This window comes from Caballeronia sp. GAFFF2, from assembly GCF_023631485.1.
Taxonomy (GTDB): domain Bacteria; phylum Pseudomonadota; class Gammaproteobacteria; order Burkholderiales; family Burkholderiaceae; genus Caballeronia.
Genome location: NZ_JALQDA010000029.1, coordinates 18,750 through 44,760, shown reverse-complemented (window position 1 = coordinate 44,760; position 26,011 = coordinate 18,750). Strand labels below are relative to the sequence as shown.

Below are 26,011 nucleotides of genomic sequence, written 5' to 3'. Positions count from 1 at the left end.
GACGCCTGCAGAAGCTCTGGACGAATACCTAAAATCTGTTCAACAATCCAGTGTTGCGACGACCGGTTGAATCCGCCCAATATCGAATGCCGGTCTATCGGAAGGCTTTGGACAAGCATTCTGTCAAACAAAGCATGTCGCGCCGGGGCAATTGCCTCGACAACGCGGCGATGGAAAGCTTCTTTGGCACACTAAAGTCAGAATTCTTCCACCTAAACAAGTTTCGAGACGTTGATGAACTCCACGCCGGACTGAAAAACTACATTCACTACTATAATCACAAACGTATCAAGATGAAGCTAGGAGGCGTGAGCCCGGTCGCATACCGGTCTCTGCTCGCAACAGCATAGCTGTCACACCGTCCAACTTTCGGGGGTCAGTTCAGCCTCGCATGCACCCCACAATATGTACTGGCCTGCAGGAGACGACAGATGTGGAGTAGCCCCTTGAATCTCAGGACACGAGACACCCCTTAAAATAAGAGGGAATCTTGTGACTAGTTTCAAGCTAGGCAAATCGTGAAAAGCATTGAAGTTCTGACCGAGCCGGAGCGCCGTCGTCGACGTTCGGTCCAGGAGAAGGTGGCCATCGTGCAGGAAACCCTGGAGCCGGGAGCAACGGTTTCAGCGGTTGCCCGGCGGCACGGGGTCAACCCAAACCAGGTGTTTGCGTGGCGCAAGCAATACGAGGAAGGCAGCCTGGCTGCGGTGAAGGCTGGAGAAGCCGTGGTACCCGCTTCGCAGTTGGCCACAGCGATGAAGGAAATCAGGGAACTGCAGCGTCTGCTTGGCAAGAAGACGCAGGAGGCAGAAATCCTGAAGGAAGCAGTCGAGTATGGCCGCTCAAAAAATGTATGGTCCGCTCCGGTTTTGCAAGCGGGTTTTTCAGGCGAGACAGTTTGCGTAAATGTATCCGGCCTCTCGCGAGTCAGCTGCTTTTGGCAGCAAGGCCATGATGGGATATGCGCGGTCGGTTCCCAATAAATGGACAGACCTCAGAGGCCGTTTTTTTGTCCCGGGCTTACCGAACGCCAGTGCACTGTTTCGTCATCAATTACCGTCTGCAAACTTTGAAGAGAGTGGGCTGATCATCGCGCTTGGGGCTGTCGCAAGTAGAACGTTCCTTGGCGTGTGAGAATCGTCCACGCGATACGTGCGAGTTTGTTGGCAAGCGCAACAATTACTTTGTTTCGATGGATTCCTTTCGCCTCCATCTGCGAGATCCAGACTCCAAGGTGATCTTTGGTTCGGTCGAGATGGAGAACACAAGCACGTGCGCCGTGGATCAATAGTCTGCGCAGATAGGGGTTTCCACGCTTCGTAATTCCGAGCAGATGTTGTTTGCCGCCGGTGGAAAATTCTCCAGGCACGAGTCCTAGCCACGCTGCAAAATGGCGACCGGATTTAAACTGTGTTCCGGTGCCCGATGCCGTTGGAGCAGCCAGCTTGTCATAAATGAATTAATATTTCGTAATGCGACGTATCTGAACGGGCAGATAACCGATCAAGCTAGATCGTCGACTCCATCAGGCATGTTCGATTGAGATGTTGTTGTTTGGGAGGGACGTCAACTTTGATTACTCTTTGCTGGCGCCCCCGCTTAGCGGCCTAAGCTACTCGCTTGTGGTCACCTCAAACCTTCGTGTACGAGTCTGGGTGTGCGGCTTCGCGTCTCCAACAGACTCCACGTTGTCGCTCAAACCCGCGACATGTGACGTTCTCGTTGGTAGGGCAAACGCAATGCCTCGCTTACTGAGTTCGGTCATGATCTCGAGGTTAACGCACTGCTGAATGTCCATGTACAAGTTGTAGCTGGGATCGGTCACGTAATACACAACTTCGTATTCGAGCGAGCTTTCGCCGAATTGTTTGAAATGGGCACGGTCAAATCGGGCGTCTCCTGCGGCAGTAACAGCTGCTTCAACGATTCTAGGAATCGTACGCAGCTGGTCCGGTGTACATTCGTAGGTCACCCGAAATCCGAATACGATGCGGCGCTCGGACATGCGCTTGTAGTTGTGGATGGTGCTTTTTAGAAGCTCCGTGTTGCTGCAGATAATCTCCTCTCCGCTCAGGCTGCGGATTCGGGTGGTCTTTAGACCGATGTGCTCAATGCTACCGGCCACGTCGTTGAACACGATGAAGTCGCCGATTGCAAAAGGCTTGTCAAGTCCGATTGCCAGTGAAGCAAAAAGATCGCTCAAGATGCTCTGCAGCGCCAAAGCCACTGCGACGCCACCGACGCCCAGGCTAGCTACAAAGGCGGTAATGTCGACGCCCATGTTCGCGAGAACAGCGAGCAACAACATCGACCACAGCAGTGCTCTCAGCATCCACGACATCATGGTGGTAATGACGGGGTTGTGAGAGGTTACGGTTGCTTTGTTGAGCCTATAGGCACTCCAGCGTGCGACGCTGTGATTCACCCATAGCGCGAATTGGAAACCGATGACAAGGAACCAGAGATGGCTGATCCGCGTGTCCCATTTCGCAGATAGCTCCAAAAATTCCGCTCCGATCAGGACGGAGGCCATGGCGATCGTCACGATGCGTACAGCTTAAGACTTCAACTGCGATGTCGTCAAGGTGAGTGGAAGTGAGTGCGGCGACCGATGCCAGCCGGCCGACGATGAATTTCAACATAGCGGACAAAAGGAGAAAACTTGCCAGCGCGGCGATCGCGGCATACAGCAAATCAAGCGTTGTAAAACTTGACACAACTGACAGGTCAAGCCATTTTTTCATACTCTAGTCTCCAAAAGCAAAAACTACTGTAGGCAATCACTAAGACTTACAGTCTGTGCACATCCGAGATTGAAAGCTCCCACGCTTCAGGGGTTGGATGCAGTCGTGCGGGCGGCGATAACCACTCGCTACTAATGTGCTACGCGTGGCACAGGCAATGCTGCCAACGGGCTGTCCATACTCAAAACCTTCGAAATATGGTCTTCGACGTCTCGCCTTCACCCAACAACCGAAATCACTTCGTTAGCTTGAGCGAAATTATTCGAATCGAACTCGATGCCATCGTTGATGAGTTCGCCGACTTTGCAAAAAAACACTTAACGCACTTTTAATTTGCAATCCATATCATTGAGAATAATCTGAGGCGTGGTGGATCATTGATCACGGCAATAGCCAGCGAGCCGATTCTGGAAATTGGCGCGCATCTCATGGATACACCTTCTCGCCATTTGCGGATATTTGCCCTTACGCCATACCGAGGAACAGTCGTGCGCGGAACGTCAATCCGGGCGTCCTCCATGGTCTAACGCTACCCGATCGATGAATCGTTCGGCGGCAAGCGTGAACGATTGACGCCAGATTCGTTCGGCCTTGACGAAATCCTTCTCTTTCAAAGCCTTCGCCAACGCATCGATGCGTTCCTCTGCGTCCTTCTCTCGGTCTGTGTAGGACATTTTCAGCAGATTGTTGAAGCGGATAACCTCCGCCGTCAACTCCTCGAAATAGCGCGCGGTCTTCTCAAGATTGCTCGCCTTGACGATGGCGTCCTGAAACTCGAGGTGGTTGTTGATGGATACTTCCTGGTCAGACTCTTTGGCAAACCGCTGCGCGTTGCGCGCGAGCCGTTCGAGATTTCGCAACACGGCGCCGGTGAGCAACTCGGGCTTCTTCGCAAGCGCGCCGAGCGCAATCGAGCCCAACGACGAGCGCAACGCGTACACCTCGAGAATGCTTTCCGGATTGATCTCCGCGACAATGGCTCCGCGGTTCGGCCGTACTTCCACAAAGCCTTCGCGGCTCAAGCGCTTCAGCGCTTCGCGGACCGGATGTCGCGAGACGTTCAACTGATCCGTCAACCGTGCTTCGATCAGACGAGTGCCCGGTGAGAGTCGACCGGAGACGATCGCGTCGCGAATTTGTTGAGCGGCGTATTCCACGCTATCTAGCGCGGACTTCGGAGTAAGTCCACCAAAGTCCGGCTTCATCTTAGTCGCCACCGACATCACCCTTGGAATGTTGACAATCGACATTATAGGGGAGTACCTGCTGCGTCAGAAATGTGAACGAAAACCTGGCATCATGCCGACGCGGGCAGACTGATACCGGGAAAGGTCTTGATAACAGCAGAGTCCTCTTCACTACCATGCCCTGCGCTCGACGCGCTCATGAACATCTGGTGTGCGGTGGCCGAAAGCGGGAGCGGAAACTTGCTGCGTCGCGCAGTATCGAAGACGAGACCGAGATCCTTGACGAAGATGTCTACCGCCGACAATGGTGTGAAATCACCGCTCAGAATATGCGGCACGCGATTCTCGAACATCCACGAGTTGCCCGCGCTGTGCTTGATCACCTCATAAAGACTGGTCGGATCGACGCCCTCGCGCAAGCCCAACGCCATCGCCTCCGCGGCAGCCGCAGTATGCACGCCCGCCAGAAGCTGATTGATGATCTTGACTTTGGACCCCGCGCCGCATGCATCGCCCAACCGATACACCTTCGCAGCGATGGCTGCGAGCACGTCCTCGCACGCAGCATAAGCCGATGCAGAGCCCGACGTCATCAGCGTCAGTTCGCCCGACGCAGCCCGCACCGCGCCGCCAGACACCGGGGCATCGAGCATTATGAGACCGGCCGCTTCGATACGCTTGCCCAACTCAACGGCAAACTCTGCGACACTGTGGCGCTGGCGATCACGATGCTGCCCAGCTTCATGCCGGAGACGGCACCGTTCTCGCCAAACAATACCGCGTCCGTCTGCTCCGCGTTCACGACGAACGTCATGATGACGTCGCACTGCGCACCCAGGTCTGCAGGCGTCGCGCACGGCGTGCCACCCTCTGCTGCAAACGCATCGAGCACGCTTTGGCGCAGGTCGCATGCATGCACGCGAAAGCCCGCGCGCAGCAGCGAACGCGCGACCCCCAAACCCATCGCGCCCAGACCGATGACTCCAATCTGACGTGACATGTGTTCTGGTTAATCGAAATGACAAATGCCGCGCGTCGATGCAAGCCATCGACGCGCGGCCGTATGTTCGCCTTACAGGGAAATGGTGATTCGTTCCTGTTGCTGATCGCCCGCGCCCTTATACGCCGTTATTTCGATCTCGAACAGATATTCTGAGCCGCCGAGCGGCGAGCACGTCACGCAGCTTGCGGGATCGATGCCGCGAAAGCGTTCGCCGATGAACGCCATGACATCCGGCACATCCGACTGGCGCGGAATGAACACGCGCGAACGCACGACATCCTTAAGCGTCGCGCCGACCGACGCCAGCGCGCCTTCCACGTTCTTGAACGCCTGTTCCGCCTGACCGACCGCCGTCTCCGGCATCTTGCGCGTCTTGTAATCGCGACCCGCCGTCAGCGACATGAACACCCAGTTATCCAGCACGACCACGCGCGAATAGCTTTCGCGGTCTTCAAGAATGCTGCCCGACTTCACTTTCGTAATTTGCGTCATCTGATTTTCCTTTACTGCGTTTCGATTCGATTCAACTCCAGCCGCCATCGACGACGAAGTTCTGCGCACTGCACATGCGGCTGTCGTCGGAGGCGAGCCACAACGCCATGCGCGCGACGTCGTCGGGCATGACGAGATCCTTGAGGCACTGGCGACGGGCGATTTCTGCCTTGCCTTTTTCGTCGACCCACAGGTCGATTTGACGCTGCGTCATGATCCAGCCAGGAATGAGCGTATTCACGCGAACATTGTGCTGGCCGAGATCGCGTGCGAGACCGCGCGTGAGACCTTCGATACCCGCTTTCGCCGCGGTATAGATCGGCATGCCGCCGAGTCCCACATGCCAGCTAAAGGAGCCAACATTGATGATCGATCCTTCGCCGCGCCGAATCATGCCGGGCACGACCGCTTGCGCGCAGAAGAACAGATGGCGCAGATTCAGCGCGATACGCTCGTCCCAATACTCGACCGACACGCTTTCCAGCGTGTGACGTTCGTCGTGCGCGGCGTTGTTCACGAGCACGTCGATATCGCCGTGCGACGCGATGTGCTGCTCGATCGTGGTCTTCACCGCGCCGACATCGCGCAGATCGACTTGCAGAAATACCGGCTTGTGCAGCCCCTGTTGATCGAGCTTGTCTAGCAGCGCATGAGCGGCCGCTGCGTCGCGCTCGATGAACGCCACGCGCGCGCCCTGCAAATAAAACTGCTCGACATGCGACGCGCCGATGCCGCCGCCACCGCCCGTCACCAGCACATGCCTGCCTTCGAGGCTCGGATATCGTGCGAACTTCATGGCTCTTCTCCCGTTGTGGCCGACGCTCAATGCTCGACGGCGACGCGCTTGCTCAAACGTCCCTGACCGATGTTCTCGATCGGGCCGACTTCCTTCTCGACGAGCGGCAGCACCTTGGTGACGAACAATTCCATCGAACGATGCGCGCGCTTGAGCGGCATGCAGCCGAACTGGAAGTTGCAGGCGTAGTGAGTCGGATCGAGCTGGCGAATATCCGTGACCATGCGATCAGCCACTTCCTCGACCGTGCCGCACAGGATATTCGCTGCGTATTGCTCGATGCTTTGCTCGCCCTCGAACGGCTCGTCGGCGATGAAGCTGCCGTCCATCGGCAAGTCGTTGAAGCGCAGATGATTCGCCATGCGGCCCAAGTAGCGCGCGCGTTCGCCTGCGTCGAGCGCTTCTGTGCGGCTGTCCGTCACGTGCACGTATTGCATGACCGACAGCGGCTTGCTCTTCGGATCGACACCGATCGACGCCCAGTTCTGATCGAGCTGATCGACCATTTTGTAAAGCACCGGAGAGCCGAGCGTGCTGGCCGCGAGGAAAGGCGACGCGTTCGTGTGCTTGATGCGTTCAAGCAGCGGTACTTGGCTTGTCGTCATGTAGACCGGCGGCATCGGCGATTGCAGCGGACGCACCGCGAAGGTCGAGCGCGGCACCTTAAAGTACTTGCCGTCGGCTTCGACTTCGCCGTGCATCAGCACGCTTTCGACCGCATTCCAGTATTCGAGGAACATCTCGACCTTCTCTTCGATCGGCAGGCGGAAGCGTTCGAACTCGAACTGCTGATAGCCCGTGCCAACGCCGATCACGGCGCGCCCTTCCGACTGCACGTCCAGCAGCGCGATTTCCTGCGCGACACGGATGGGGTTGTATAGCGGCAGCACAATCACGCCCGTGCCCAGCTTGATGCGCTTGGTCCAGCCCGCTGCATACGAGGCCATCATGAGCGGCGATGCGCACATCGAGTAATTGCAAAAGTGGTGCTCCGCGAACCACGCGATGTCGAAGCCGAGTTCCTCGGCGCCCTGCACCATCTCCCTGGTGTCCTTCATCACGCCGGCCGTGCCGTCGGGATGGTCACGCAGGGTCATCAGGCTGAAAATTCCAAACTTCATGAGCTTCTCCTTACTACGGTAATATTCAAAATGTGTGCGGCGCGCGCCGGACCGGACGCGCGATGAAACGGATCAGGCGCCGAGCGCGAGAGCACTCGCATACGCGCCGTTCTGATAGATCAGCGGGCTGACTGCGTCGGCGAAGCGCACTTCGTTGACTTCCCCGATCACGACGATGTGCGTGCCGAACTCGACCGTCTGACGCACCGCGCACTGCAGCGTGGCCTGTGCGTCGGCGAGATACGGGAGGCCGGAGGCGTCGCTTTGCCAGTCGCCCACGCCGAAGCGGGCATCGCCCTTCAACTTGCCGCCGAACGCGCTCGACACGTCCACATGCGTCTGGCTGAGCACGTTCACGTTGAAGCGCCCCGCCGCCATCAGCGGCTTGATGACGGACGACGAGGCGTTCAGGCACACGACCATCGAGCACGGCTCTGTGGAGAGCGACGTGACCGCCGTAGCCGCCATGCCGAACCAGCTTCCCTCATGCGCGCAACTGATCACGCTGACGCTGGCCGCCAGCCGGCGCATGCATTGGCGGAAATCCTGGGAAAGGTCTTGGGTCGTCATGGCCGTACTCAAATATAATGTGTGAAGGGTTCCAATATTGCGGATTATCTACAATCTGTCAAACGAAGATTGCCTGTCTGTGCGGCACTTGCGACACGCAGTGCGTCAGAAGCGATGCATCAGACCGACGCGATACACCATCTGGTTTCCCGACGATGACTCGCCTGCGGAGCCGACGATTTGCGCCTGATCGAAGCCCGTGCCGGTGTTGCCGTTGGCATGCTGCCACGCACCTTGCACGTAGGCCGAGGTACGCTTGCTGAGCGCGTAGTCGACCATCAGCGCGACCTGATGCCAGTCTGGGCTGTTCGATCCGGTGGCGGTCTTGAAGCTTGACGTGGTGTACGTATAGGACGCCGCCGCCGACAACGCGGGCGTGAAGAAGTACTGGCCGTTCACCTCGAAGTTGTCGAAGCGCCACGAGCGCCAGTTCTGCGTGCCGGGGTTCGACACGTATGCGCTCGACAGCGGGTCTTCCACGAGCACGTGCGAGTAGGCAAGCGCGATGTTGGCGTTGTTCGCAAAGGTCCAGCGCACGGCCGCGCCGAGGTTGCGCTGCGATGCCGCGACGAACAGGTTGTCGTAGCCGACCGCGCCGCCCGTCGTCGTGCCGGGGTTGTCCGTGCGGACATAGGCGACAGCCGCGGACAAGCCGCCCATCGTGTACGTCAGACCCGCGCTGTAGGAGCGGTTATTCTCGAAGCCGCCCGCTTCGTTGCTGAAGCCGTACATCGCTTCAGCTTGCAAGCCGCGATACGACGGCGACACGTACTTCACCGAATTGTTGGTGCGGTAATCCCAGTCGGCGTTGTCGTTATCGAACGGATGCGCCGACAGATCGCCGATCGACCAACCCGCCGCCGCAAACGGGCTCCACATGTCGAGCATCGCGTCGTACTGACGGCCGAGCGTCAGCGTGCCGAGCTTGTCCGAACTCAAACCCACATATGCCTGACGGCCGAACTCGCGCCCGCCCTGACCCAGCGTGCCGGTGAACGCGTTGAAGCCGTTTTCGAGCTTGAAGATCGCCTTCAGGCCACCGCCCAGATCTTCGCTGCCGCGCACGCCCCAGCGGCTGGCATTGGCATCGCCGCTGACCATCTGGAAGCCAGAGTGGCCACCAGCGTTGTTCGTGTAGTTCAGACCGCTGTCGATCACGCCAAACAGCGTCACGCTGCTTTGCGCATGCGCCGCCGTGCCGAGCGCCGACAACGCGCATGCGAAAACCACCTTCCCCTTCAAGTGTTGCTTGTTCATATTGTTTTATATCGTCGATGAGCTTGACCACCCGTCTTATCGGCAACTGCCGATAATCTACAATTCAAGTGGACGTGCGAGCCTCAAAAAACCCGGGTGTGTCCGCCGTGCTGCCGAATCAGAGACTGATACCGCCGTCGATGATGATCGTCTGGCCGGTCATCATGCGCGCGCCGAAGCCGAGATACAGGATCGATTCCGCGACGTCGGCAGGCGTAGCCCAACGCTTGAGCGGCGTCTTCTCGATCGATTCGGTCTTGTGCTCCTCCGTCCAGCCGATGCCCCACGAACTGTCGACCACGCCCGGTGCAACGGCATTCACGCGCACGTTCGGCGCGAGCGCGCGCGACAAGTTCTTCGTCAGGTTGATGACGCCCGCCTTCGCCGCGCTGTAGCACAGCGTGCTCGCCACCGATCCGAAGCCCGCGATGGACGCCGTGTTGACGATCGCGCCCTTCGACTCGACCAACGCACTCGCCGCCACCTTCGAGCAACGGAACACGCTCAGCAGGTTCGTATTCAACATGAACGACCATAGGTCTTCGGTGATCGATTCGAGATCGGTTACCGGGATTGCCTTCTTCACGCCCGGCGCGCCCGCGTTGTTGACGAGCAGATCGAGACGGCCCAGTTCGGCGACCGCCTTCGTCACCATCGATTCGACGCTGTCCGCATTGCCGACATCGCCCGGTGCGCCGATGGCTTTGCCGCCTTCCGCGATGATCGACTGAACCGCTTCGGGACCGCGCGGATCGCTCGGCAGATAGTTGATGGCGACGATGGCGCCCGATCGCGCGAGCATGCGCGCCGTCTCCAGGCCGATGCCCGATGCGCCGCCCGTGACGAGCGCTGCGCGGTCTTTGAGGTCGAACGAAATCATGATGTTCCTTTTATGCGTGATCGAATGTGCTGCAAGTTAAGCGAGATGCTCGCGCTGGAGGAACCGCTGGGTTCTTTCGTCGCGCGGATTTTCGAAGAGCTGCGAGACCGTGCCGACTTCGCACACGCGCCCAGAATGCAGGAACGCAATGCGGTCGCTCGATTGCCGCGCGAACTTGATGTCGTGCGTGACGACAACCATCGTCATGCCTTCAGACTTGAGAAGGCGCATGGTGTCGAGCACTTCGCCGACGAGTTCCGGATCGAGCGCGGACGTCACCTCGTCGAACAGCATGTATTCCGGTTCCATCGCGAGCGCGCGGGCAATTGCGAGACGCTGCTGCTGACCGCCTGAAAGACGCGAAGGCATCAAATCGGCCTTGTCGCCCAGACCCACGTGCGAAAGATGTTTGCGCGCGATCGCCGTTGCATCGGTTCGGTTGCGCTTCGCGACGAGCCGCAGCGCAAGCGCCACGTTTTCCAGCGCCGTCAGATGCGGAAACGCGTTGTACGACTGGAACACGATGCCCAGCTTGCGGCGCAGCTTGTTCACGTCGGTACTTTTCGCATGCACGTCGATGCCGTCCACCGTGATGGTGCCTTGCTGAATCGGCTCCAGTCCGTTGATACACTGAAGCAGCGTCGATTTGCCCGAGCCGCTCGGTCCGAGCAGGCACAGCAGTTCGCCCTTTTTCACATCCAGGTCGATGCCTTTGAGGATCTCGACTTCGCCGAATTTTTTATGGACCGAACGGATCTCAATCATGATGCGATGCCTTTTTGCAGATGCGCGCTGTAGCGCGAAACGGAGAAACAGATGACGAAGTAGAACAGTCCCACGCCCAGCAACAGCGGCAGTGTTTCATTCGTGCGCGAGATGAGAATCTGCGCCGACTTCATGAAGTCCACGTATCCCACCACGCTCACCAGCGCCGTGTCGCGCGTCAGACCGAGGAGCAGGCCGATCCACGCAGAAAGACCCGTGCGCAGCGCGAGCGGCGCGGAGATATGGATCAGCGTCTGAAAGTAGCCGATGCCGAGCGAACGCGAGGCACGAATGTAGGCATACGGGACGGTGGAAAGCGCACCGCGCACGACCTCGGACGTGACCACCGTCATCGACGAACTCAACACGATGATGCTCAGCCAGAACGTGCTGAACTGCGCCCCCGACATCGCGATGATGCTGTTGGCGAGGATCAGCTGGATAATGAGCGGCACACTGCGCGTGATATCGACATACGGCGTCGTGATCACGCGCACGGCCGGCAACGCCTGCCGCAGCCAGCCGAGCAGGATGCCAAAGAACGTGCCGATCACGCCTGAGATGATCGAGACCAGCAGCGTATGGCCCGCGCCTATCAGCAGAAAGTTCAGGTCGGTCCAGTGAAAGCCCTGATCGGGCAAGACAAAATCCATGGTCAAGCCCTCAAGGCACGGCGGAAAACGAGACGCGAGCCGAACTCCACGCCTTTCGCGAGCACGTAATAGATCGCAGCGGTCACGATGAAAAACTCGAAGCTGCGGAACGACACAGACTGCGCCGAATTGGCCGCGCCGCTCAGTTCCTTGAGACCGATGAGCATGCCGAGCGACGAGTTGAGCAACGCCCACACGGCCTGATTCGTGAACGGGAGAATGACGTGACGGAACACCTGCGGGAAGATCACCTTGCGGTAAGCCTGCACTTGCGTCATGCCGAGCGAGCGCGCCGCGCGAAGCTGCTGCGCGGGCACCGCCGCCAGCCCACCGCGAAAAATCTCGGCGAGATAGCCCGCGTTATTGAACGTCAACGCAATCAGCACGGCCGCGTAGCTCGAAATATTGAGTCCGATGGCGCCGACGCCGAAATACATCACGTAGACCTGAAACACCGTCGGCGTGTTGCGCGCCGTCTCGATCCACGTGGCCGACACCGCGTTCGCGACGCCCTTCGCATTTTGTCGCGCGACCGAGAGCGGCATCGCGAACAACGTGCCGAAGAGCACCGACAACACGGCGATCTGCACCGTCAGCCAGACGCCCGCCGCGAGTTGCGGCAGTGCGTCCCAGACGAGCGACCAGTAAAAGGTATAACCGAACACATCTCCTCCCTACAGCACGTTCCGTGAATCGCGACTGCTTTTAATAATCCACGCCCTTGACGTTGAGCGAAGCAGGCTCGCCCGGCGCGACGTACTTGTTGTACAGCTCTTTGTAGCGGCCCGATGCGACCTGGTTCCACACAAACAGCTTCACCCATTGCAGGAACTGGTAGTCGTCGCGCTTCACCGCGATCGAATCCATGTCGTTCAGATCGACATTACCCGCGACGACGAAAGTGGGGAACTTGCCGCTCTTCACCAGCAAGTTCGCCGTCGACGCCGAGACGAGAATTGCATCGACCTTGCTTTGCTGGAGCGCGAGATAGGCTTCCGTGTCCGACGAGAAGCCCGTATAGGTCGTCTTCGGGTCCTTCCATTCTGCGATATGGCTGTTGATGTACTGCTCCGTGGACGTACCGTTTACGCCACCCAGCGGATGCCCCTTCATGCCCGCCACGTTCTGGATGTCGGTGCCCTTGCGCGTGAGCAGGACCGTCACGTAGTTGATGTACGGCTGGCTGAACGCGACCGAGATGCCGCGCTGCGCGGTGTTCGTGGTCGACGCGATCAGCACGTCGATACGGTTCGACACCAGTGCGGGAATGCGGTCCTGCGACGGCGTTTCGACTACCTCCGGCTTGGCGCCGAGCGCCTTCGCCATGTCGTAACAATACTGCACGTCGAAGCCGTCCGGCTGGTTGGCCGAGGTCCGGAAGCCGGCGGGCGGCGAATCGAGCATGACGCCGCAGCGCAGCTTCTTCGACTGAATCACCGTGTCGAGCGTGGAACCATAGCTCGGCATCATCACGGCCGCGACGGCGATCCCCGCTGCGAGGCGTACGACTGCATTGAACTTCGACATAACAATCCTTTCCCTGTAACAGCGCCCGCCCGTGGCGGTATCCGCTGAATTGTTCGATTCCACCAACCGGACCGCGTTCGCGACCCGTCCCCATTGCAAAGCTTGCGGCTCATGTTGCCTACGTCCGAATAACGGTCATCGTGAAGTTATCCGTAGCCGGATGCCGCGACCGCCTGCCAACCCGTTATCGCTGTCTCCTCGATTAAGCAGCCGGCACGACAAAATTAAGTAGATTGTCTACAATTGTCAACTGATCAAAAATACGGGCTTGACGTCCGGCGCGCCCCGCGCCCTATGTCGCGAACGCTCGTACGACGGCCCATTCAGGGAGGAGAACCATGCAGGCTCACGAGTTCGAAGTGCACGATCCGCGCTTCAGGCGGCTCACTCAGCCGAACGCGCTGTTGCAAAAAATTACCGGCGATTGTCTGTGGACGGAGGGGCCGGTTTATCTGCCGGCGGCGGATTTGCTGGTCTGGAGCGATATTCCGAACAACCGGATGATGCGCTGGGCGCCGGGAATGGGCGCCGGCATGTTCCGCGCGCCGTCGAACTTCAGCAACGGCAACACACTGGACCGCGAAGGCCGCATCGTCACCTGCGAACACGGTGGCCGCCGTGTGACGAGGACGGAGCACGACGGCCGCGTGATCGAACTGGCCTCGCGTTTCGAGGGCAAGCGCTTCAACTCCCCGAACGACCTGATCGTGGACTCGCGCGGCATGGTCTGGTTCACCGACCCCGACTGCGACTACGAAGGCTATCGCGCTGAGAGCGAAATAAGACGATGCAATGTCTATCGCATTTCGCCCGCAGACGGACGCGTCCATCTCGCCACCGACGACTTCATCAAGCCCAACGGCCTGGCATTTTCGCCCGATGAATCGACGCTCTATATCGCCGACTCAGGCGCGACACACGATGAGAGCGGCCCGCGCCACATTCGCGCATTCGACGTCGCGCGCGACGGCGCGCTGTCGAGTTCGCGCGTGGTGATCGAGATGCGCAGCGGCGTCCCCGACGGCTTTCAAATCGACGAGCATGGCAACATCTGGACGAGCGCGGAAGACGGCGTGCATTGCTACGCGCCCGACGGCGCGCTGCTCGGCATGATAGCGCTGCCCGAAGTGGTTTCGAATCTTACCTTCGGCGGCGCGGCCCGCAACCGGCTGTTCATTACCGCGACGACGTCGGTGTACACGCTGCCGCTGTGCGTGCGCGCCGCAGGCGCGAATTAAGGGCTAGCGCACTCGCATCACTTCATCGAAACTCAACCGGAAAACAAGCTCATGTCGTCTCTCGTCACACTTAACACGCATCCCAGCTTCGAAGCGGAACACGGTGCGCCAGCGCCTGAACGTATTCTCTCGGGGAATCCGTCGGCTAAGACGTGGATTCTCGATCAGACATCCGAAGGAACGATCCACACAGGAATTTGGGAGGCCACACCCGGCGAAACGCGTGCGATAAAGGGCGATACATTCGAGTTTTGCCACATCTTGTCCGGTCTCGTCGAAGTGACCGAAGACGGTGGCGAACCCGTGCGCTACGGCGCCGGGCAAAGCTTTCTGCTGAAGCCAGGGTTCACAGGCGTCTGGAAGACGATCAAGACGGTGCGAAAGATTTTCGTGGTATGCGAGTGATAGTGCTTCGGCGCTCGTAGCCGGCGGCGAATATGAACGAAGCAACGCCCTGTAACTTTGCCTAAAAAGTGCATCGGTTAGAATACGCCTATTGAAGGGACTCTAAATTTACTGCCCTTTCAATTAGCACGATGGGCCCGACAGGGAGTGCAGCACCTTGTCTTCGTCCAGTTCGATGCCGAGACCCGGACCGTTCGACACCATCAGTTCGAAATCGCGGTATCGAGCGGCTGCGTGAGGATTTCTGCGTAGGGATTTCTTCGGTGATGAGCAACGGCCCGAACAGCTCGGTGCCCCATTGCAGATTCGCGAAGCTCGCAAAGAGATGCGCTGACGCCACCGTGCTGACTTGCGCCTTCCGGCATCGTGCCGCCGTACAGTTCGATGCCCGCAGCATCCGCAATGGCCGCCACGCGTTGCGCCGCGAACAGGCCGCCGCTTTGTTCGATCTTGATTGCGAACACATCCGCGCCCGCGAACGCCATCTTGTCCTGATAACACGCGCGGCATCACGGCCGATCGCGGCGGGTGCTAGATAGGCATCGATCGCGAGCTTCGTGGGCTCAGGCTTTTGGGGCCGTACGCCATCCCCGCGATGGTCGTGCCCTCGCCGTTCCAATGACGCCGTCGCTGCAAAACACTTTCACGAGCATCAGCGTCTGGCCGTGCATGGTCGCAACCGAAAGCTTGCGAGGGCGGATGGTCGGCAGATCGACCAGGAAGGTTTCATTACGCTCGATCGTTGCGTGAGTCATAGCAAACCTCGCAAGGGTATGGCTGTATTGCGTAGCGTCTCAGGATCTAGCGGATTGCCGGCTGCGATAAGTCGCTTGCACACGCCGATGTCCCGGCCCGCGTTGACGCCAGCCACGGCCTCGAGCTGACGCGCCTCATTCAGGCTCAGCACGCAGAACGACCCGCTCGACGGATCGCCCCTTGTAATCAGCGCATGTGCGGCATTGACAAGCCCGAGCGTCTGCAGATTGCATTCGTACTGATCCGACCAGAGCCACGGTGTTTCCGCATAACGCTCGCTCGCGCCGAGCATGTTCGCGGCCGCGATGGCGGGCTGATTCTGCGCCACTTGCCACGACTCGACACGCACATGCCGCTTCAGCAAGGGATTCAAATGCGACGTGACTTCACCGGCCGCGAAGATCGCCGGATCAACGGTCCTGCATTGTTCATCGACGACGATGCCTCCATTCACATCGAGGCCCGCTGCTTCGGCAAGCTCGACATTTGGCACCACACCTATTCCTGCCACGACGACATCCGCTTCTATCGAGCCGTGATCCGTTTCGACCACTGCGCCGTCAATACCACGACGAACCGCAAGCGGTTTCGTGTTCATGCGCACATCGACTCCCTTCACGCGATGCAAGGCGACGATGAACTCCGCGACTTCGCGCGGCATCGACCGCATGAGAAGCCGTGGCGCTGACTCGATCAGCGTCACCTGACAACCCGCATAAACCGCCGACGCAGCAACCTCCAGCCCGATGAACCCACCGCCCAGAACCACCACACGCTTGCCCCGAGCGAGCGCGGCACGCAGCAAGCGGGCATCCGCGACGGTGCGTACGTAATGCAGTGTCACGCCGTCATCGAGCTGGCCGGGGAAACGGCGCACGCGCGAGCCGGTCGCAAGCAGTAGCCGCTTGTAATCGATGCGCGTTCCATCGCTCACCATCACACACGACGATGCGCGATCGATCGATTCGACCCGCTGACCGAGCCGCAACTCGACACGCTGGGCGGCATACCACGCGGCGTCTTGTATGAACGCGCGCTGCTCGCCCTTTTCCGACAGCAGCGCGCCTTTCGAGAGTTCGGGCCGGTCGTAAGGCAACGCGTCCTCGTCGCCGATCATGACGATATGCGCTTGAGCATCCCGCTCACGCAACGTTTCGGCAGCGCGACGCGCAGCATGCCCCGCACCGGCAATCACATACGACTCACTCGACATGGATTTCGACCTTCCCGTCCACGATGCGAATCGGATAACTGCGCACCGCTTCCGTCACTGGCGCACATTGCGGCGCGCCGGTGCGGATATCGAAAAGCCCTTGGTGCAGGGGACATTCCACGCAACCGTTCTCGACGAAGCCTTCCGACAGACGCGCGTGGCCGTGCGTGCAAAGATCGTGCAGCGCGAAGACTTCATCGCCCATGCGGAACACGGCGACGGGTTTGTCGCCCGCGACCACCGCCGACGGCTCGCCTTCGGTGAAGTCTCCAAGCGTGCCGATGACCAGCCATTCGTTCGTCAATTGATCCATTTGTGTCTCCTCAGATCGGCGTCGCGAGCAAGGTCTGCACGCGCGAGGTATCGTAGATCACGCGCTTGGACCGATAACGCAGACCGTCCGGCGTGCGCACCACGCGGTCGAAATACTTGCCCGCCTGATACGCGTTCGACTCGCCGTTCGTGCGCGTCTGGATCACCACGTAATTGCTTTCCGTTTCGATCACGCCATCTTTTTCATCGATCACGGTCAGGCCGGATGTCATGTGACGGTAGCTGTGTTCTTCGTAGATATTCGCGTGACGCAGCGATACGACGCGATCGCGCAGCATCTTCTGGTTCGTGCAATAGATGATGCCGATGGGCAACCCCATGTCGGCGTTTTCCTTGGGCACGATCTCGTAGATGCAGTCTTCCGTGAAGAGCGCGGGCCACGCTTCGAGCTTGTCGTTATCGAGCGTGTTGATGTACTGATCCTGCAACATGTGCAGTTCAAACCACAATGTCATTCGTTCCATGGTGCCGGCCTCGATTCAATAGCCCATCAGCTTCTGATAGCCCACCCAGAACTTGCGGATCAGGCTCTCGGTGATGACGGTGTCCTGCTGGTCCGGATTGCCGCGCGACATTTCGATCACCGAGGTCGCACCCGCATCGCGCACGGTGCCGCGCTGGACGAGCTCGGTCGCCTCGGTGTCTTCCATCGAGATATAGCCGGCCGGTCCCACCAGATTCGCCTGCTTGATGCGAAGCTCGCGCAACTCGGGCGTGTCGTCCGTGTAGCCGAAGAAGTGGAAAATCAGTTCGAAGCTGTTTGGCCCCTTCGGCAGAAGCTGGCGCGCGACGAGCGTGTTGTGAATCTGCTGGATGACGAGTTGCGGGAAGATCGGCTGAATATGGTTCGTCGTGTCTTCTTCGTATTCGGAGACGAGGCCGAGAATCGAATCGTCTTCGAGCGCGAAACCTTCATCGAACGAGCGGATGTTCTGCTGCTTGTACGCCGACGAGGTATCTTCGCCCGTCTTCGTCACGGTGATGATGCTGTGCAGCCCGTGCGTGGCGTCGGGAATCGAACGCGCCTTCATGCCGACGCGAAAGATATTGAACGTCGTATGGAACAGATGCAGCATGCTCGCGTGGTACGGGTCCTTCACGTTCTCGAAATACAGCTTCCAGTTCGACTTCGAGAACTGGCGCGTGCAGCCGAGATATTCGATCGGCTTGTGAAAAATGCGATCGATCCACGGGCGCATTTCCGCCCGAGATAGTCGGGCAGCGGCGCGACTTCGTCGCTGAAGCTGGCGAATACCAGACCTTTGTAGCTATCCACGCGCAACTGGCGCAGGCCGTGGTTCTTCGGATTGAAATCGGCGGGCATGCCGGTCATGCCCTTCTGGCCGCGCCGGAACGGCACGCCGAGCAGGTTGCCGCTGTTGTCGAAGCTCCACTGGTGATACACGCACGTATGCGATGTCGCATTGCCGCGCGACTTGCGGCACACCGACGCGCCTCGATGCGCGCAGCGGTTCACCCAGGCCGCGAGGCCGCCGTCTTCCAGTCGCGTGACCACCACGGGCGTATCGCCCACGAAGGTGCTCTTGTAGTCGCCCGCGTTCGGGACTTCCGCTTCGAGCGCGACGAAATTCCAGGTCGGGCCGCGATAGATACGCTCCTGCTCGCGGTCGTACACGGCCTGCGAACTGAAGACTTTATAGGGCACGCGCGAGCCGTCGTCATGGGGAAAACGAACGTCGGCATCATTCGCGTCTTTCGGACGGTAGTGTAGTTCAACCGTTTCCACGGGCGCTTCTCCTGCTTTAAGAATAGGTATCCTGATGATTCGTCAAAGCATGTCTCTCGGGAAGACATGCCAGAAGGCATTGCGTGAATCTGCGGCTCAGTCGCGCGCGAAGTCGTTGGCGGCGATCTTGATCACGATGTCGTTGGGCCGCACCAATCGGTTCGACACCGCGGCGTACAACCTGCCCGGCCGTCTCGCGCGAATCTGCGTGCGCGCCTGCGCGGGGTCGTCCGCGTCGGGATCGACGATCTCGGCGATGACATCGCCCGCCTGCACGTCCGTGCCAAGGGGATACGGGTACACGATCACCCCGCCGACGGGCGTGCGCATCATCGAGATGGCTTCGTGCGGGGTTTTTTCTCCGGACCACGTTGCGTGCCGATCGAACTCGCCTTTCACGACGCCGATGCGCGCAAGGTGACGGAAGATGGCGTTCGCGTCGCGACTTGCGAGTTCGTCGGAGACATCGGCAGCGCCGCGCATTTCGATCGTCACGCTCACGTTGCCTTGCGGAATCGGATAGCGATCCCCGAGCGTTTGCCGCAGGTCATGCCACGGTTTGCTGCACGTACCGTCGAAAAGCGTGGGCGTATCGGTCACATGCACCAGCCCCGGATCGATCTCGGCGACGAACGGATCGAGCATCGCCTCGCACCAGGGCGCGACCACCATGCCGGCAATCGCGACGAGTTCAGTGTGCGAATCCACGACGAAATCGGCGTCGATGGCGAGCTTGAGCAGTTCGGTCTGCATCGACTGCACTTCGGTCGGCGGACGCAAGGCGTCGAGCGTGTCACGCAGCGCCTGGCGAATGGCATCGATATTGGCGTCGCCGTTTGCGCCGAGCTTGCCTTCCAGACGCGCGTCGAGACCCTTCGACAGATCGGGCCAGCCACGGTTGTAGTTGCCGCCGCCATCGAGCGCCTCGCGGCCGATCTGATTGCCGAGCACGTTGTCCGACAGACCGATTGGATTGGCGAACGGCATGATCACGAGTTCGCCCTTGAATGTACCCGCGCGGTCCGCGGCGAGCGCGAGACTCAGCAAATGATGAGCGATGAGCAAACCCGGCGTTTCATTGGCATGCAGCGACGCCTGAAAATATGCCTTGGGCCGCGCGCCGATATTGCCGATGCGATGAACCTTCAGCGTTCGTTGCGTACCCGGACTGGACGACAGAACAGATACGGTTTCGATCACATGTGCCATGAGAATTCCTCGTTCTTACTTCAGGTCGCCGGAGGCGTTCGCAGGCTGCCGCGACCGGACGACGATTTCACCACGTCGCCGTTACCCGCTGCGCGCGGATAAGCGCCGAGAAACAGCAACACACCGGCACCGACCACGACAATGGCAGCGTTGATGATCAGCACGGCGTCGTAGCCATCGAGCATCGAAAGCAGCTTGCTGAAGGAAAACGGCCCCAGCCCCGCGCCCACTGCGAAGCCGATGAACACACCGCCATAGATGGCCGAATAGGCGCGCATGCCGAAGTAACGCGAGACCAGATAGGCAAGCGCATCGTACTCCACGCCCGAAGATGTGCCGACGATCAACACCAGCAGCGATGCCACCCAGAAACTATTCACGCCGTGCGCGAGCAACAGGAACGCGGCCGCGCAGGGCAACAGCATCGTGAAGACGACGAGCGGTGCCCAGATGCGATCCAGGAACCATCCCGTGATCAGTCGTCCCAGAACGATGCCGATGCCATACCACGACGCGATGCTCACCGCATCCGACATGCTGAAGCCGGACTTGGTCCAGAAGCGCTCCAGATTCGGCGCGATGCCCGCCAGCGACAGCGACAACAGAAAGAAGCTCGCGCTCAGAATCCAGAAGGCCGGCATGCGCAGGGCCTGCTTCATCGTGAGTCCGGGCAACGCCGCGGAGGCATCGCTCGCGGTGTGTGCATGGGCCATGTCATCGACGGCCGGCTCGCGAAAGAAGAAGAACGCAATCGGCAAAGTGATAACGAGCAGAAATGCGCCGAGGCTCACATACGCCATGCGCCAGCCGAACAGGTTGAGCATGTGGAACGCGTACTGCTTGATGAGCGCGCCGAAGATGCCCGTTCCAACCAGACAGATACCGAGCGCGATGCCGCGTTTCTCCTTGAAATGCACGACCACGCTCTTGGTCCACGTCACGGGAAGCGTGCCCGCACCGAGCAAGGTGATGATCGCGAAGATCGCATAGAAGGAGACGATCGAGCTGGTGGTGAACGCCAGCAGCATCCAGCCGATGGCGAGCCCCACCACCGAGCACAGCACGATCTTGCGCGGCCCGATGCGATCCGCCAGCGTGCCGATGGTCGGCCCGAGCAGGCTGGAGCCGAAAAACAGGATCATGAAGATGATCATGACCTGCGAGTCCGCCCAGCCGAACGTTTTGGTCAGCGACGGCAGGAACACGCCCGCGCTGTATGACGCCATCGTGGTCAGGCTGGTCCCGATCCCAATCGTCGCGGCGAGGATGATGCCCCAACCCGTTTTGAATTCCCTTGCACCCGACACATCGTTCCCCTTGATCCAATTTGGCGTTAGCGACTGCGGAGCGGCTCGAACCTTGTGGAGCCGTTACACATCGCGCTGATATTTGATCAAATAATCAAATGATCTGGATGCATTCTTTTGCGGCAATAAAACGGGGTCAAGAAAAAGTCCTTCGTGTTGCAGATAATTTTGCGTCTCAGCGACGCATCGCGTCCTGGATCATGCCGACCGGCAGCAGCAATTGCGGCGCGTAGCGTGCGACCGCGTGCGCCTTGATCGGCGCTGCGGACATCAGCGGAACCGGCAGGCGCGAGGCATCGCGGTCGACGGCGTAATCGGCCATGCGCTGGCCCAGTGTGGTCGTCATTGCGATGCCGCGTCCGTTGCAGCCGATGGGCGCATACCAGTTCGGTCCGACCTCGAACAAGCGTGGCAGAAAATCAGGCGTGAGCGCAGCGCCACCGCGCCAGATGAAGTCGAAACGCACGTCGCCCAGTTGCGGAAAAATCCGCTCCATGCGGCGCGCAAGCGAGTGCAACAGACGCGGCTCGGCCATCCACTGCGTGAGCGGCGCCATGCCGCCGGTGACGATGCGGCCATCGACCGTGAACCGGAGTGCGAACAAATTATTGCGGGTGTCCGAGAGCGCTTCGTTGCCCTTGAGCATGGCGCGGCGCGCGGCCTGCGGCACGATCGAGGTGGCGAGTTGAAACACCGTCAGCGGCACGACACTGCGCGCGACCGCCGGCGCCAGCGCGCGCGGACCGGATGGCGCGGCGTTCGTGCATTGCAGGATGGTGGTGGCGCGTACCGTGCCGGTCGGCGTGCGCAGAAGGTAACGGCCGCTCGCTGCATCGATGCGCAGCACCGGGGAATCGATATGGATTCGCGCGCCCTTCATACTCGCCGTGCGCGCGAGTTCCTGCGTGTAGGCAAACGGATTGAGATGCCCGCCGCTTTCATCGTAGAGCGCGCCGTGGAACGACGCACTGCCGATGCGCTCGCACGCTTCGGCGCGATCCATCCAGCGCGCACGCGACCCGGCGCGGCTCCAGGCATCCACGCGCGCCTTGAGCCTGTCCACCAGTTCGCCCGCATGCGCGGGATTGATCCAGCCGCCCTGAACGGCATCGCATTTCATGTCGTGACGGGCGATGAGATCGAACACCGCCTGCGCGCTATCCGCGACGAGACTCACGAGACGCGGGCCGTAATCGTCGCCGAGGAGGCGCATCACATCGGCTGGGCCGACGCGCGGCAGGCTCGGCACCACCAGTCCGCCGTTGCGTCCGGATGCCGCCGTCGCGGGATGCTCCGCTTCCAGCACCGTCACGCTGGCCCCGCGTTCGCGCAACGCCAGCGCGCTGTTCAGACCCATGATGCCCGCGCCGATCACCGCGTAATCGCAGTCGATGTCCGCGTCCAGCCGATGAAACGCGGCCGCCGCGCCGGCCGTGGTCGGCCAGTAGTTCTGTCTGAGCGCGTCGGGTGGAGTGTCCGTGCTCATCAGGCCCTCGCGAGACTGAGCGTGCAAGCGCCATTCTTGCGGATGGCGGCACAGCCCGAAGCCAGCGCCTGAAGATCCTGCGAATCGACGCGCGCGACGACATTGCCCGCGAGCCAGCCGATCGGAAACAGCATGCGTCCGCCCGGACCGTAGAAGAAGCCGAGATCGAAGACCGGCTGCGGATTGCCGCCCCACATGTGCGCCGGCACATAGGCCAGCACCAGATCGCCAGCCTGTGGCGTGATGGTGGCGTTTTCCGGCGGCAGCGCGCGGGCGTTGCGCGCCGGGTCGATCATCGCGGTCGGCACCGGGCAGGAAATCTCCGGCCCGGTCCACATCGCGTGAATGGCGGGAATATCGCGCGGCGTGGCGAGCAAGTCCCACACGAACTCCGCGCTTTCGGGCGCTTGCTGGTCGAGCAAGGTGAAACGGGCTTGCAGGCCGCTGTTTGCTTCAGTCACGACAATACTTCGGGTAGTCATCTTTTCTCCGTGGTGAGGCATGCGGGGCTGGTTGGCCAATGCCACCGCATTCGCGTGACGATCATTTGATCAAATAATAAAACGTTAAGCAAGGGAATGTCATAACCGGGCCTGGTTTTCGACGACGCCGGTCAAATGCGCTTGACAGTGGGTTTTGTAGCCCCGACACTGTGCGCAGATATCATTTGATCAAATTATTTCGGGTGAACCGCATGACACTGACCGTCGGAAGCGCCCTGCCTGATTTCGAGGCGATCTCATCGCACGGCCCGATGCGCCTGCACGACTGGCTCGGCAGCGAGTGGGCGCTGATCTTCGCGTTCAAGGCGATGTCCCCCACGTGCAGCACCGAATTCGCCGCGCTCGAAACGCTGCGCGAAGCTTATGAGGCGTGTGGCGCGCGCGTGCTCGGCGTATCCATCGACACGGACGAAACGGTCGCCGCGTGGCTCGGCGATTTGCGCGACGCGCTCGATTGCGCACCGTCGTTCGCGCTCGTCAACGACCCGAGCGGTACGGTGCCGCGCGCGCTCGGTTTCGTCGACGAATCGGCTTTGCAAGCCAGCCTGTATCGCACTGCCTTGCTCGTCGCGCCGGATCGCCGTGTTGCCATGACGCTGACTTATCCGGTGACGAACGGCCGCAGCTTCAGCGAAATCCTGCGCACCCTGAAGGCGGTGCAACTCACTGCAAAGCGCAAGGTCGCCACATCGTCGACATGGATGGACGGACAGCCCGTGATGCTGCCGCCATCGCTCGCGCAGGAGCAGGCCGAAGCGATGTATCCGCAAGGCGTGAAGGTTCTGCGTCCGTATTTGCGCATCGTCGCGCAGCCGTGAAAAGCGCAGTCCAGGAGAATTCAATGTCAGGTGTAACGAGATTCGAAGTGCTGTCGCGGCAGCCCGTGTTCGACGGCATGGTGTTCGGCAAGGACGGCCGGGTCGGTGCGTACGAATTGTTGTCGGGCCGCGCGCATTGCGAGATCGACCCGGATGCGCCGCTCAATCGCGGCATCGTCAATCTGGCGCGTGCGCCGCGCCCGGCAAACGGACGCGTGCAGTACAGCGTGGACTTTCATGTCTACAAGCCCGTCGATCTGCCGCGCGGCAATGGCTGGCTGTTCTACGAGTACCTCAATCGCGGCACGCAACGCGGCATCGTGCGAATCAACAATGCGCCCGTGGTGGCGCTGCCATCGACGCCCGATGACATCGGCAATGGCTTTTTGATGCACGAAGGCTACGCGATCGTCTGGACCGCATGGCAAGGCAATGTCGAGCCGGGCGGCGGACGCATGCTCGCGCAATTTCCGGTGGCGAGCGAAAACGGCCAGCCGATCACCGGCACGGGCTGGGAAGAGTTCGTGCTCGATGCGCCCGATTCCATTCGCGGCGCCATCGTGCAGGAGATGGACGGCGAGCGCACCGTGCTGACGCTGTCCTACCCCGCGGCAAGCACGGAACCCGCCGGCGCGACGCTCACCGCGCGCCAGCACGAAAAAGACGTGCGCACGCCCGCGCCCGGCATCGAATGGCGCTTTCTGGATCGAAACACCATCGAGGTCCGGCGTCTGCCGCATTGCACGCTGGATCGCGGCGCGATCTACGAGTTCATCTACGAAGCGCAAGATCCGGTGGTGATGGGTCTCGGCTATGCGAGCGTGCGCGACGTGATGGCCTTCCTGAAGTACGAATCGCACGACAGCGAAGGCACGCCCAATCCGCTTTGGCCGGAGGACGCCGCGCCTCGTTCGCGCGCGCTTGGCTTCGGTCTTTCGCAAAGCGGGCGCGTGCTGCGCGACTTCATCCATCAAGGCTTCAACGAGACGCTCGATTCACGCATCGTCTTCGATGCCGCCGTGCCGATCATTTCCGGCTCGCGGCGCGCGTGGGTCAACGCGGCGTTCTCCCAGCCGGGCCGCTACTCGCGTCAGCACGAAGACCACAGCTATCCGGGCGACCAGTTTCCCTTCGCCTATCAAACGCTCACGGACCCGATCAGCGGAAACACCGACGGCATTCTCGCGCGCGCGGAGGCATCGAACACGGTGCCGAAGATCATGCAGATGGATACCGACTCCGAAGCATGGTCGGCGCGCGCATCGCTGGTCGCGACCGATTGCGAAGGCCACGATCTGCCCGGGCATCCGGACGTGCGCCTGTATCTGACGACCGGTATCGCGCATGGCGACTATCCGTTGCCGAAGTCGAAGGTCACGCGCCATGCCACCAATCCGCTCACGTATGGCGCCATCCTGCGCGCCCTGTTCGTGGCCATGCGTGAATGGGTCGATGAAGACATCGCGCCTCCTCCGAGCGCGTTTCCGTCGCATGCGGACGGCACATGGTGGACGCTGGATCGATTCGACGAACGCTTCGAAGCGACAACCGGCATCGACAGTCCGCGTGTCATTAACGAATTGCATTTGCTCGATCATTCGCAGGTTCCGCCGCGGCCGGGACCGCGTTATCCCGTGTTCGTCCCCGCCGTCGATAGCGATGGAAACGGCAGCGCGGGCGTGCGTCATCCGTTCGTCCAGGCGCCGCTCGGCACGCATGCGGGCTGGGCGCCACGCGCCGAAGGCTTCGCGCCGGGCGGCCTGTATAGCGTCTACGGTTCGTACATTCCCTTTGCGCGCGATGGCCTGCGCCCGGCCGGGATCGAAAACGACCGACGTCCCGCGTTCGAGGCCCGCTACGCGAACGCCGATGCGTGGCGCAGCGCGTTGCTCGACGCTGCTGCATCGCTGGTCGAACAACGCTTCATGCTTGCCGATGACGCCGCGCGACTCGCCGCTGAACTCGATTGCGCCACCGATATTTTCCACATCATCTGACTCT

24 protein-coding genes and 5 pseudogenes are annotated in these 26,011 nt (G+C 60.4%); 6 read left to right on the top strand and 23 right to left on the bottom strand.

The features are described 5' to 3' along the window. Positions 1–77: 77 nt before the first annotated feature. Positions 78–350 (top strand): annotated as a pseudogene (locus NCT04_RS22200) (IS3 family transposase); the annotation flags it as partial. A gap of 177 nt (positions 351–527) precedes the next feature. Next, a pseudogene (locus NCT04_RS22195) lies at positions 528–926 on the top strand (transposase); the annotation flags it as partial. 161 nt (positions 927–1,087) lie between these two features. On the opposite strand, the gene NCT04_RS22190 reads toward NCT04_RS22195, so the two are convergent. From NCT04_RS22190 to NCT04_RS22125, 14 genes and pseudogenes are all read right to left on the bottom strand, one after another. Continuing rightward, on the bottom strand, positions 1,088–1,369 hold the full coding sequence (locus tag NCT04_RS22190; RefSeq protein WP_250467750.1) for a transposase: 282 nt from the start codon (positions 1,367–1,369) through the stop codon (positions 1,088–1,090). Positions 1,370–1,612: 243 nt separating this feature from the next. Next, positions 1,613–2,545: a mechanosensitive ion channel family protein gene (locus NCT04_RS22185; RefSeq protein WP_502800691.1), complete on the bottom strand. Its 933-nt coding sequence runs from the start codon at positions 2,543–2,545 to the stop codon at positions 1,613–1,615. A gap of 699 nt (positions 2,546–3,244) precedes the next feature. Further along, complete coding sequence (locus tag NCT04_RS22180; RefSeq protein ID WP_250467749.1) at positions 3,245–3,994, bottom strand: GntR family transcriptional regulator; 750 nt, start codon at positions 3,992–3,994, stop codon at positions 3,245–3,247. A 47-nt stretch (positions 3,995–4,041) separates the two neighbouring features. Then, a pseudogene (ltnD, locus tag NCT04_RS22175) lies at positions 4,042–4,931 on the bottom strand (L-threonate dehydrogenase). Positions 4,932–5,003: 72 nt separating this feature from the next. Beyond that, positions 5,004–5,426 carry a RidA family protein gene (locus tag NCT04_RS22170; protein ID WP_250467748.1) on the bottom strand — a complete coding sequence of 141 codons (423 nt, stop codon included), beginning with the start codon at positions 5,424–5,426 and terminating at the stop codon, positions 5,004–5,006. A 31-nt stretch (positions 5,427–5,457) separates the two neighbouring features. After that, entirely contained in the window at positions 5,458–6,222 is a 765-nt protein-coding gene (locus NCT04_RS22165) for an SDR family NAD(P)-dependent oxidoreductase (protein ID WP_250467747.1), read from the bottom strand. Between the two features lie 26 nt (positions 6,223–6,248). Further along, positions 6,249–7,343 carry an LLM class flavin-dependent oxidoreductase gene (locus tag NCT04_RS22160; RefSeq protein ID WP_250467746.1) on the bottom strand — a complete coding sequence of 365 codons (1,095 nt, stop codon included), beginning with the start codon at positions 7,341–7,343 and terminating at the stop codon, positions 6,249–6,251. A gap of 72 nt (positions 7,344–7,415) precedes the next feature. Next, positions 7,416–7,913 carry a flavin reductase family protein gene (locus NCT04_RS22155; RefSeq protein ID WP_250467745.1) on the bottom strand — a complete coding sequence of 166 codons (498 nt, stop codon included), beginning with the start codon at positions 7,911–7,913 and terminating at the stop codon, positions 7,416–7,418. Between the two features lie 105 nt (positions 7,914–8,018). Then, positions 8,019–9,170, bottom strand: coding sequence for a porin (locus tag NCT04_RS22150; protein ID WP_250467744.1), 1,152 nt, complete (start codon positions 9,168–9,170; stop codon positions 8,019–8,021). 118 nt (positions 9,171–9,288) lie between these two features. Then, positions 9,289–10,050 (bottom strand): SDR family NAD(P)-dependent oxidoreductase, encoded by a 762-nt coding sequence (locus NCT04_RS22145; protein ID WP_250467743.1) that lies wholly within the window; start codon positions 10,048–10,050, stop codon positions 9,289–9,291. Between the two features lie 36 nt (positions 10,051–10,086). Further along, positions 10,087–10,815: an amino acid ABC transporter ATP-binding protein gene (locus tag NCT04_RS22140; RefSeq protein WP_250467742.1), complete on the bottom strand. Its 729-nt coding sequence runs from the start codon at positions 10,813–10,815 to the stop codon at positions 10,087–10,089. Further along, complete coding sequence (locus NCT04_RS22135) at positions 10,812–11,468, bottom strand: amino acid ABC transporter permease (RefSeq protein WP_250467741.1); 657 nt, start codon at positions 11,466–11,468, stop codon at positions 10,812–10,814. The genes NCT04_RS22140 and NCT04_RS22135 overlap by 4 nt, the downstream gene beginning before the upstream one ends. 2 nt (positions 11,469–11,470) lie before the next feature. Beyond that, positions 11,471–12,133, bottom strand: coding sequence for an amino acid ABC transporter permease (locus NCT04_RS22130; protein WP_250467740.1), 663 nt, complete (start codon positions 12,131–12,133; stop codon positions 11,471–11,473). A gap of 40 nt (positions 12,134–12,173) precedes the next feature. Then, positions 12,174–12,995 carry a transporter substrate-binding domain-containing protein gene (locus NCT04_RS22125; RefSeq protein WP_250467739.1) on the bottom strand — a complete coding sequence of 274 codons (822 nt, stop codon included), beginning with the start codon at positions 12,993–12,995 and terminating at the stop codon, positions 12,174–12,176. Positions 12,996–13,333: 338 nt separating this feature from the next. Between NCT04_RS22125 and NCT04_RS22120 the strand changes: the two genes are divergently transcribed. Both NCT04_RS22120 and NCT04_RS22115 read left to right on the top strand, forming a co-directional pair. Further along, positions 13,334–14,233, top strand: coding sequence for an SMP-30/gluconolactonase/LRE family protein (locus tag NCT04_RS22120; RefSeq protein ID WP_250467738.1), 900 nt, complete (start codon positions 13,334–13,336; stop codon positions 14,231–14,233). 51 nt (positions 14,234–14,284) lie between these two features. Continuing rightward, positions 14,285–14,638 carry a cupin domain-containing protein gene (locus NCT04_RS22115; RefSeq protein ID WP_250467737.1) on the top strand — a complete coding sequence of 118 codons (354 nt, stop codon included), beginning with the start codon at positions 14,285–14,287 and terminating at the stop codon, positions 14,636–14,638. A gap of 123 nt (positions 14,639–14,761) precedes the next feature. Here NCT04_RS22115 and NCT04_RS22110 read toward each other — a convergent pair. The 9 genes and pseudogenes from NCT04_RS22110 to NCT04_RS22070 all read right to left on the bottom strand — a co-directional run bounded on the left by NCT04_RS22110 (position 14,762) and on the right by NCT04_RS22070 (position 23,171). Beyond that, a pseudogene (locus tag NCT04_RS22110) lies at positions 14,762–15,393 on the bottom strand (enolase C-terminal domain-like protein). Next, on the bottom strand, positions 15,390–16,607 hold the full coding sequence (gene andAa / locus NCT04_RS22105; protein ID WP_250467736.1) for an anthranilate 1,2-dioxygenase system ferredoxin--NAD(+) reductase: 1,218 nt from the start codon (positions 16,605–16,607) through the stop codon (positions 15,390–15,392). The pseudogene NCT04_RS22110 and the gene andAa overlap by 4 nt, the downstream one beginning before the upstream one ends. Continuing rightward, positions 16,597–16,920, bottom strand: coding sequence for an anthranilate 1,2-dioxygenase ferredoxin subunit AndAb (gene andAb / locus NCT04_RS22100; protein ID WP_250467735.1), 324 nt, complete (start codon positions 16,918–16,920; stop codon positions 16,597–16,599). The genes andAa and andAb overlap by 11 nt, the downstream gene beginning before the upstream one ends. Before the next feature lie 10 nt (positions 16,921–16,930). Beyond that, positions 16,931–17,404 carry an anthranilate 1,2-dioxygenase small subunit AndAd gene (andAd, locus tag NCT04_RS22095; protein ID WP_250467734.1) on the bottom strand — a complete coding sequence of 158 codons (474 nt, stop codon included), beginning with the start codon at positions 17,402–17,404 and terminating at the stop codon, positions 16,931–16,933. A gap of 15 nt (positions 17,405–17,419) precedes the next feature. Beyond that, positions 17,420–18,687, bottom strand: a pseudogene (gene andAc, locus NCT04_RS22090) (anthranilate 1,2-dioxygenase large subunit AndAc). Positions 18,688–18,783: 96 nt separating this feature from the next. After that, positions 18,784–19,896, bottom strand: a complete 1,113-nt coding sequence (locus tag NCT04_RS22085; RefSeq protein ID WP_250467733.1) for a succinylglutamate desuccinylase/aspartoacylase family protein — start codon at positions 19,894–19,896, stop codon at positions 18,784–18,786. A 20-nt stretch (positions 19,897–19,916) separates the two neighbouring features. Beyond that, entirely contained in the window at positions 19,917–21,203 is a 1,287-nt protein-coding gene (locus tag NCT04_RS22080) for an MFS transporter (protein ID WP_250467732.1), read from the bottom strand. A gap of 175 nt (positions 21,204–21,378) precedes the next feature. Next, the gene (locus NCT04_RS22075; protein ID WP_250467731.1) at positions 21,379–22,689 is read right to left on the bottom strand and encodes an NAD(P)/FAD-dependent oxidoreductase; all 1,311 of its coding nucleotides are present in this window, start codon (positions 22,687–22,689) and stop codon (positions 21,379–21,381) included. Continuing rightward, the gene (locus NCT04_RS22070; protein WP_250467730.1) at positions 22,689–23,171 is read right to left on the bottom strand and encodes a DUF3830 family protein; all 483 of its coding nucleotides are present in this window, start codon (positions 23,169–23,171) and stop codon (positions 22,689–22,691) included. The genes NCT04_RS22075 and NCT04_RS22070 overlap by 1 nt, the downstream gene beginning before the upstream one ends. A 212-nt stretch (positions 23,172–23,383) precedes the next feature. On the opposite strand from NCT04_RS22070, the gene NCT04_RS22065 reads away from it, so the two are divergent. Together NCT04_RS22065 and NCT04_RS22060 are read left to right on the top strand one after the other, a co-directional pair. After that, positions 23,384–24,010, top strand: coding sequence for a redoxin domain-containing protein (locus tag NCT04_RS22065; protein ID WP_250467729.1), 627 nt, complete (start codon positions 23,384–23,386; stop codon positions 24,008–24,010). A gap of 23 nt (positions 24,011–24,033) precedes the next feature. Further along, positions 24,034–26,007 (top strand): alpha/beta hydrolase domain-containing protein, encoded by a 1,974-nt coding sequence (locus tag NCT04_RS22060; RefSeq protein ID WP_250467728.1) that lies wholly within the window; start codon positions 24,034–24,036, stop codon positions 26,005–26,007. Positions 26,008–26,011 lie beyond the last annotated feature (4 nt).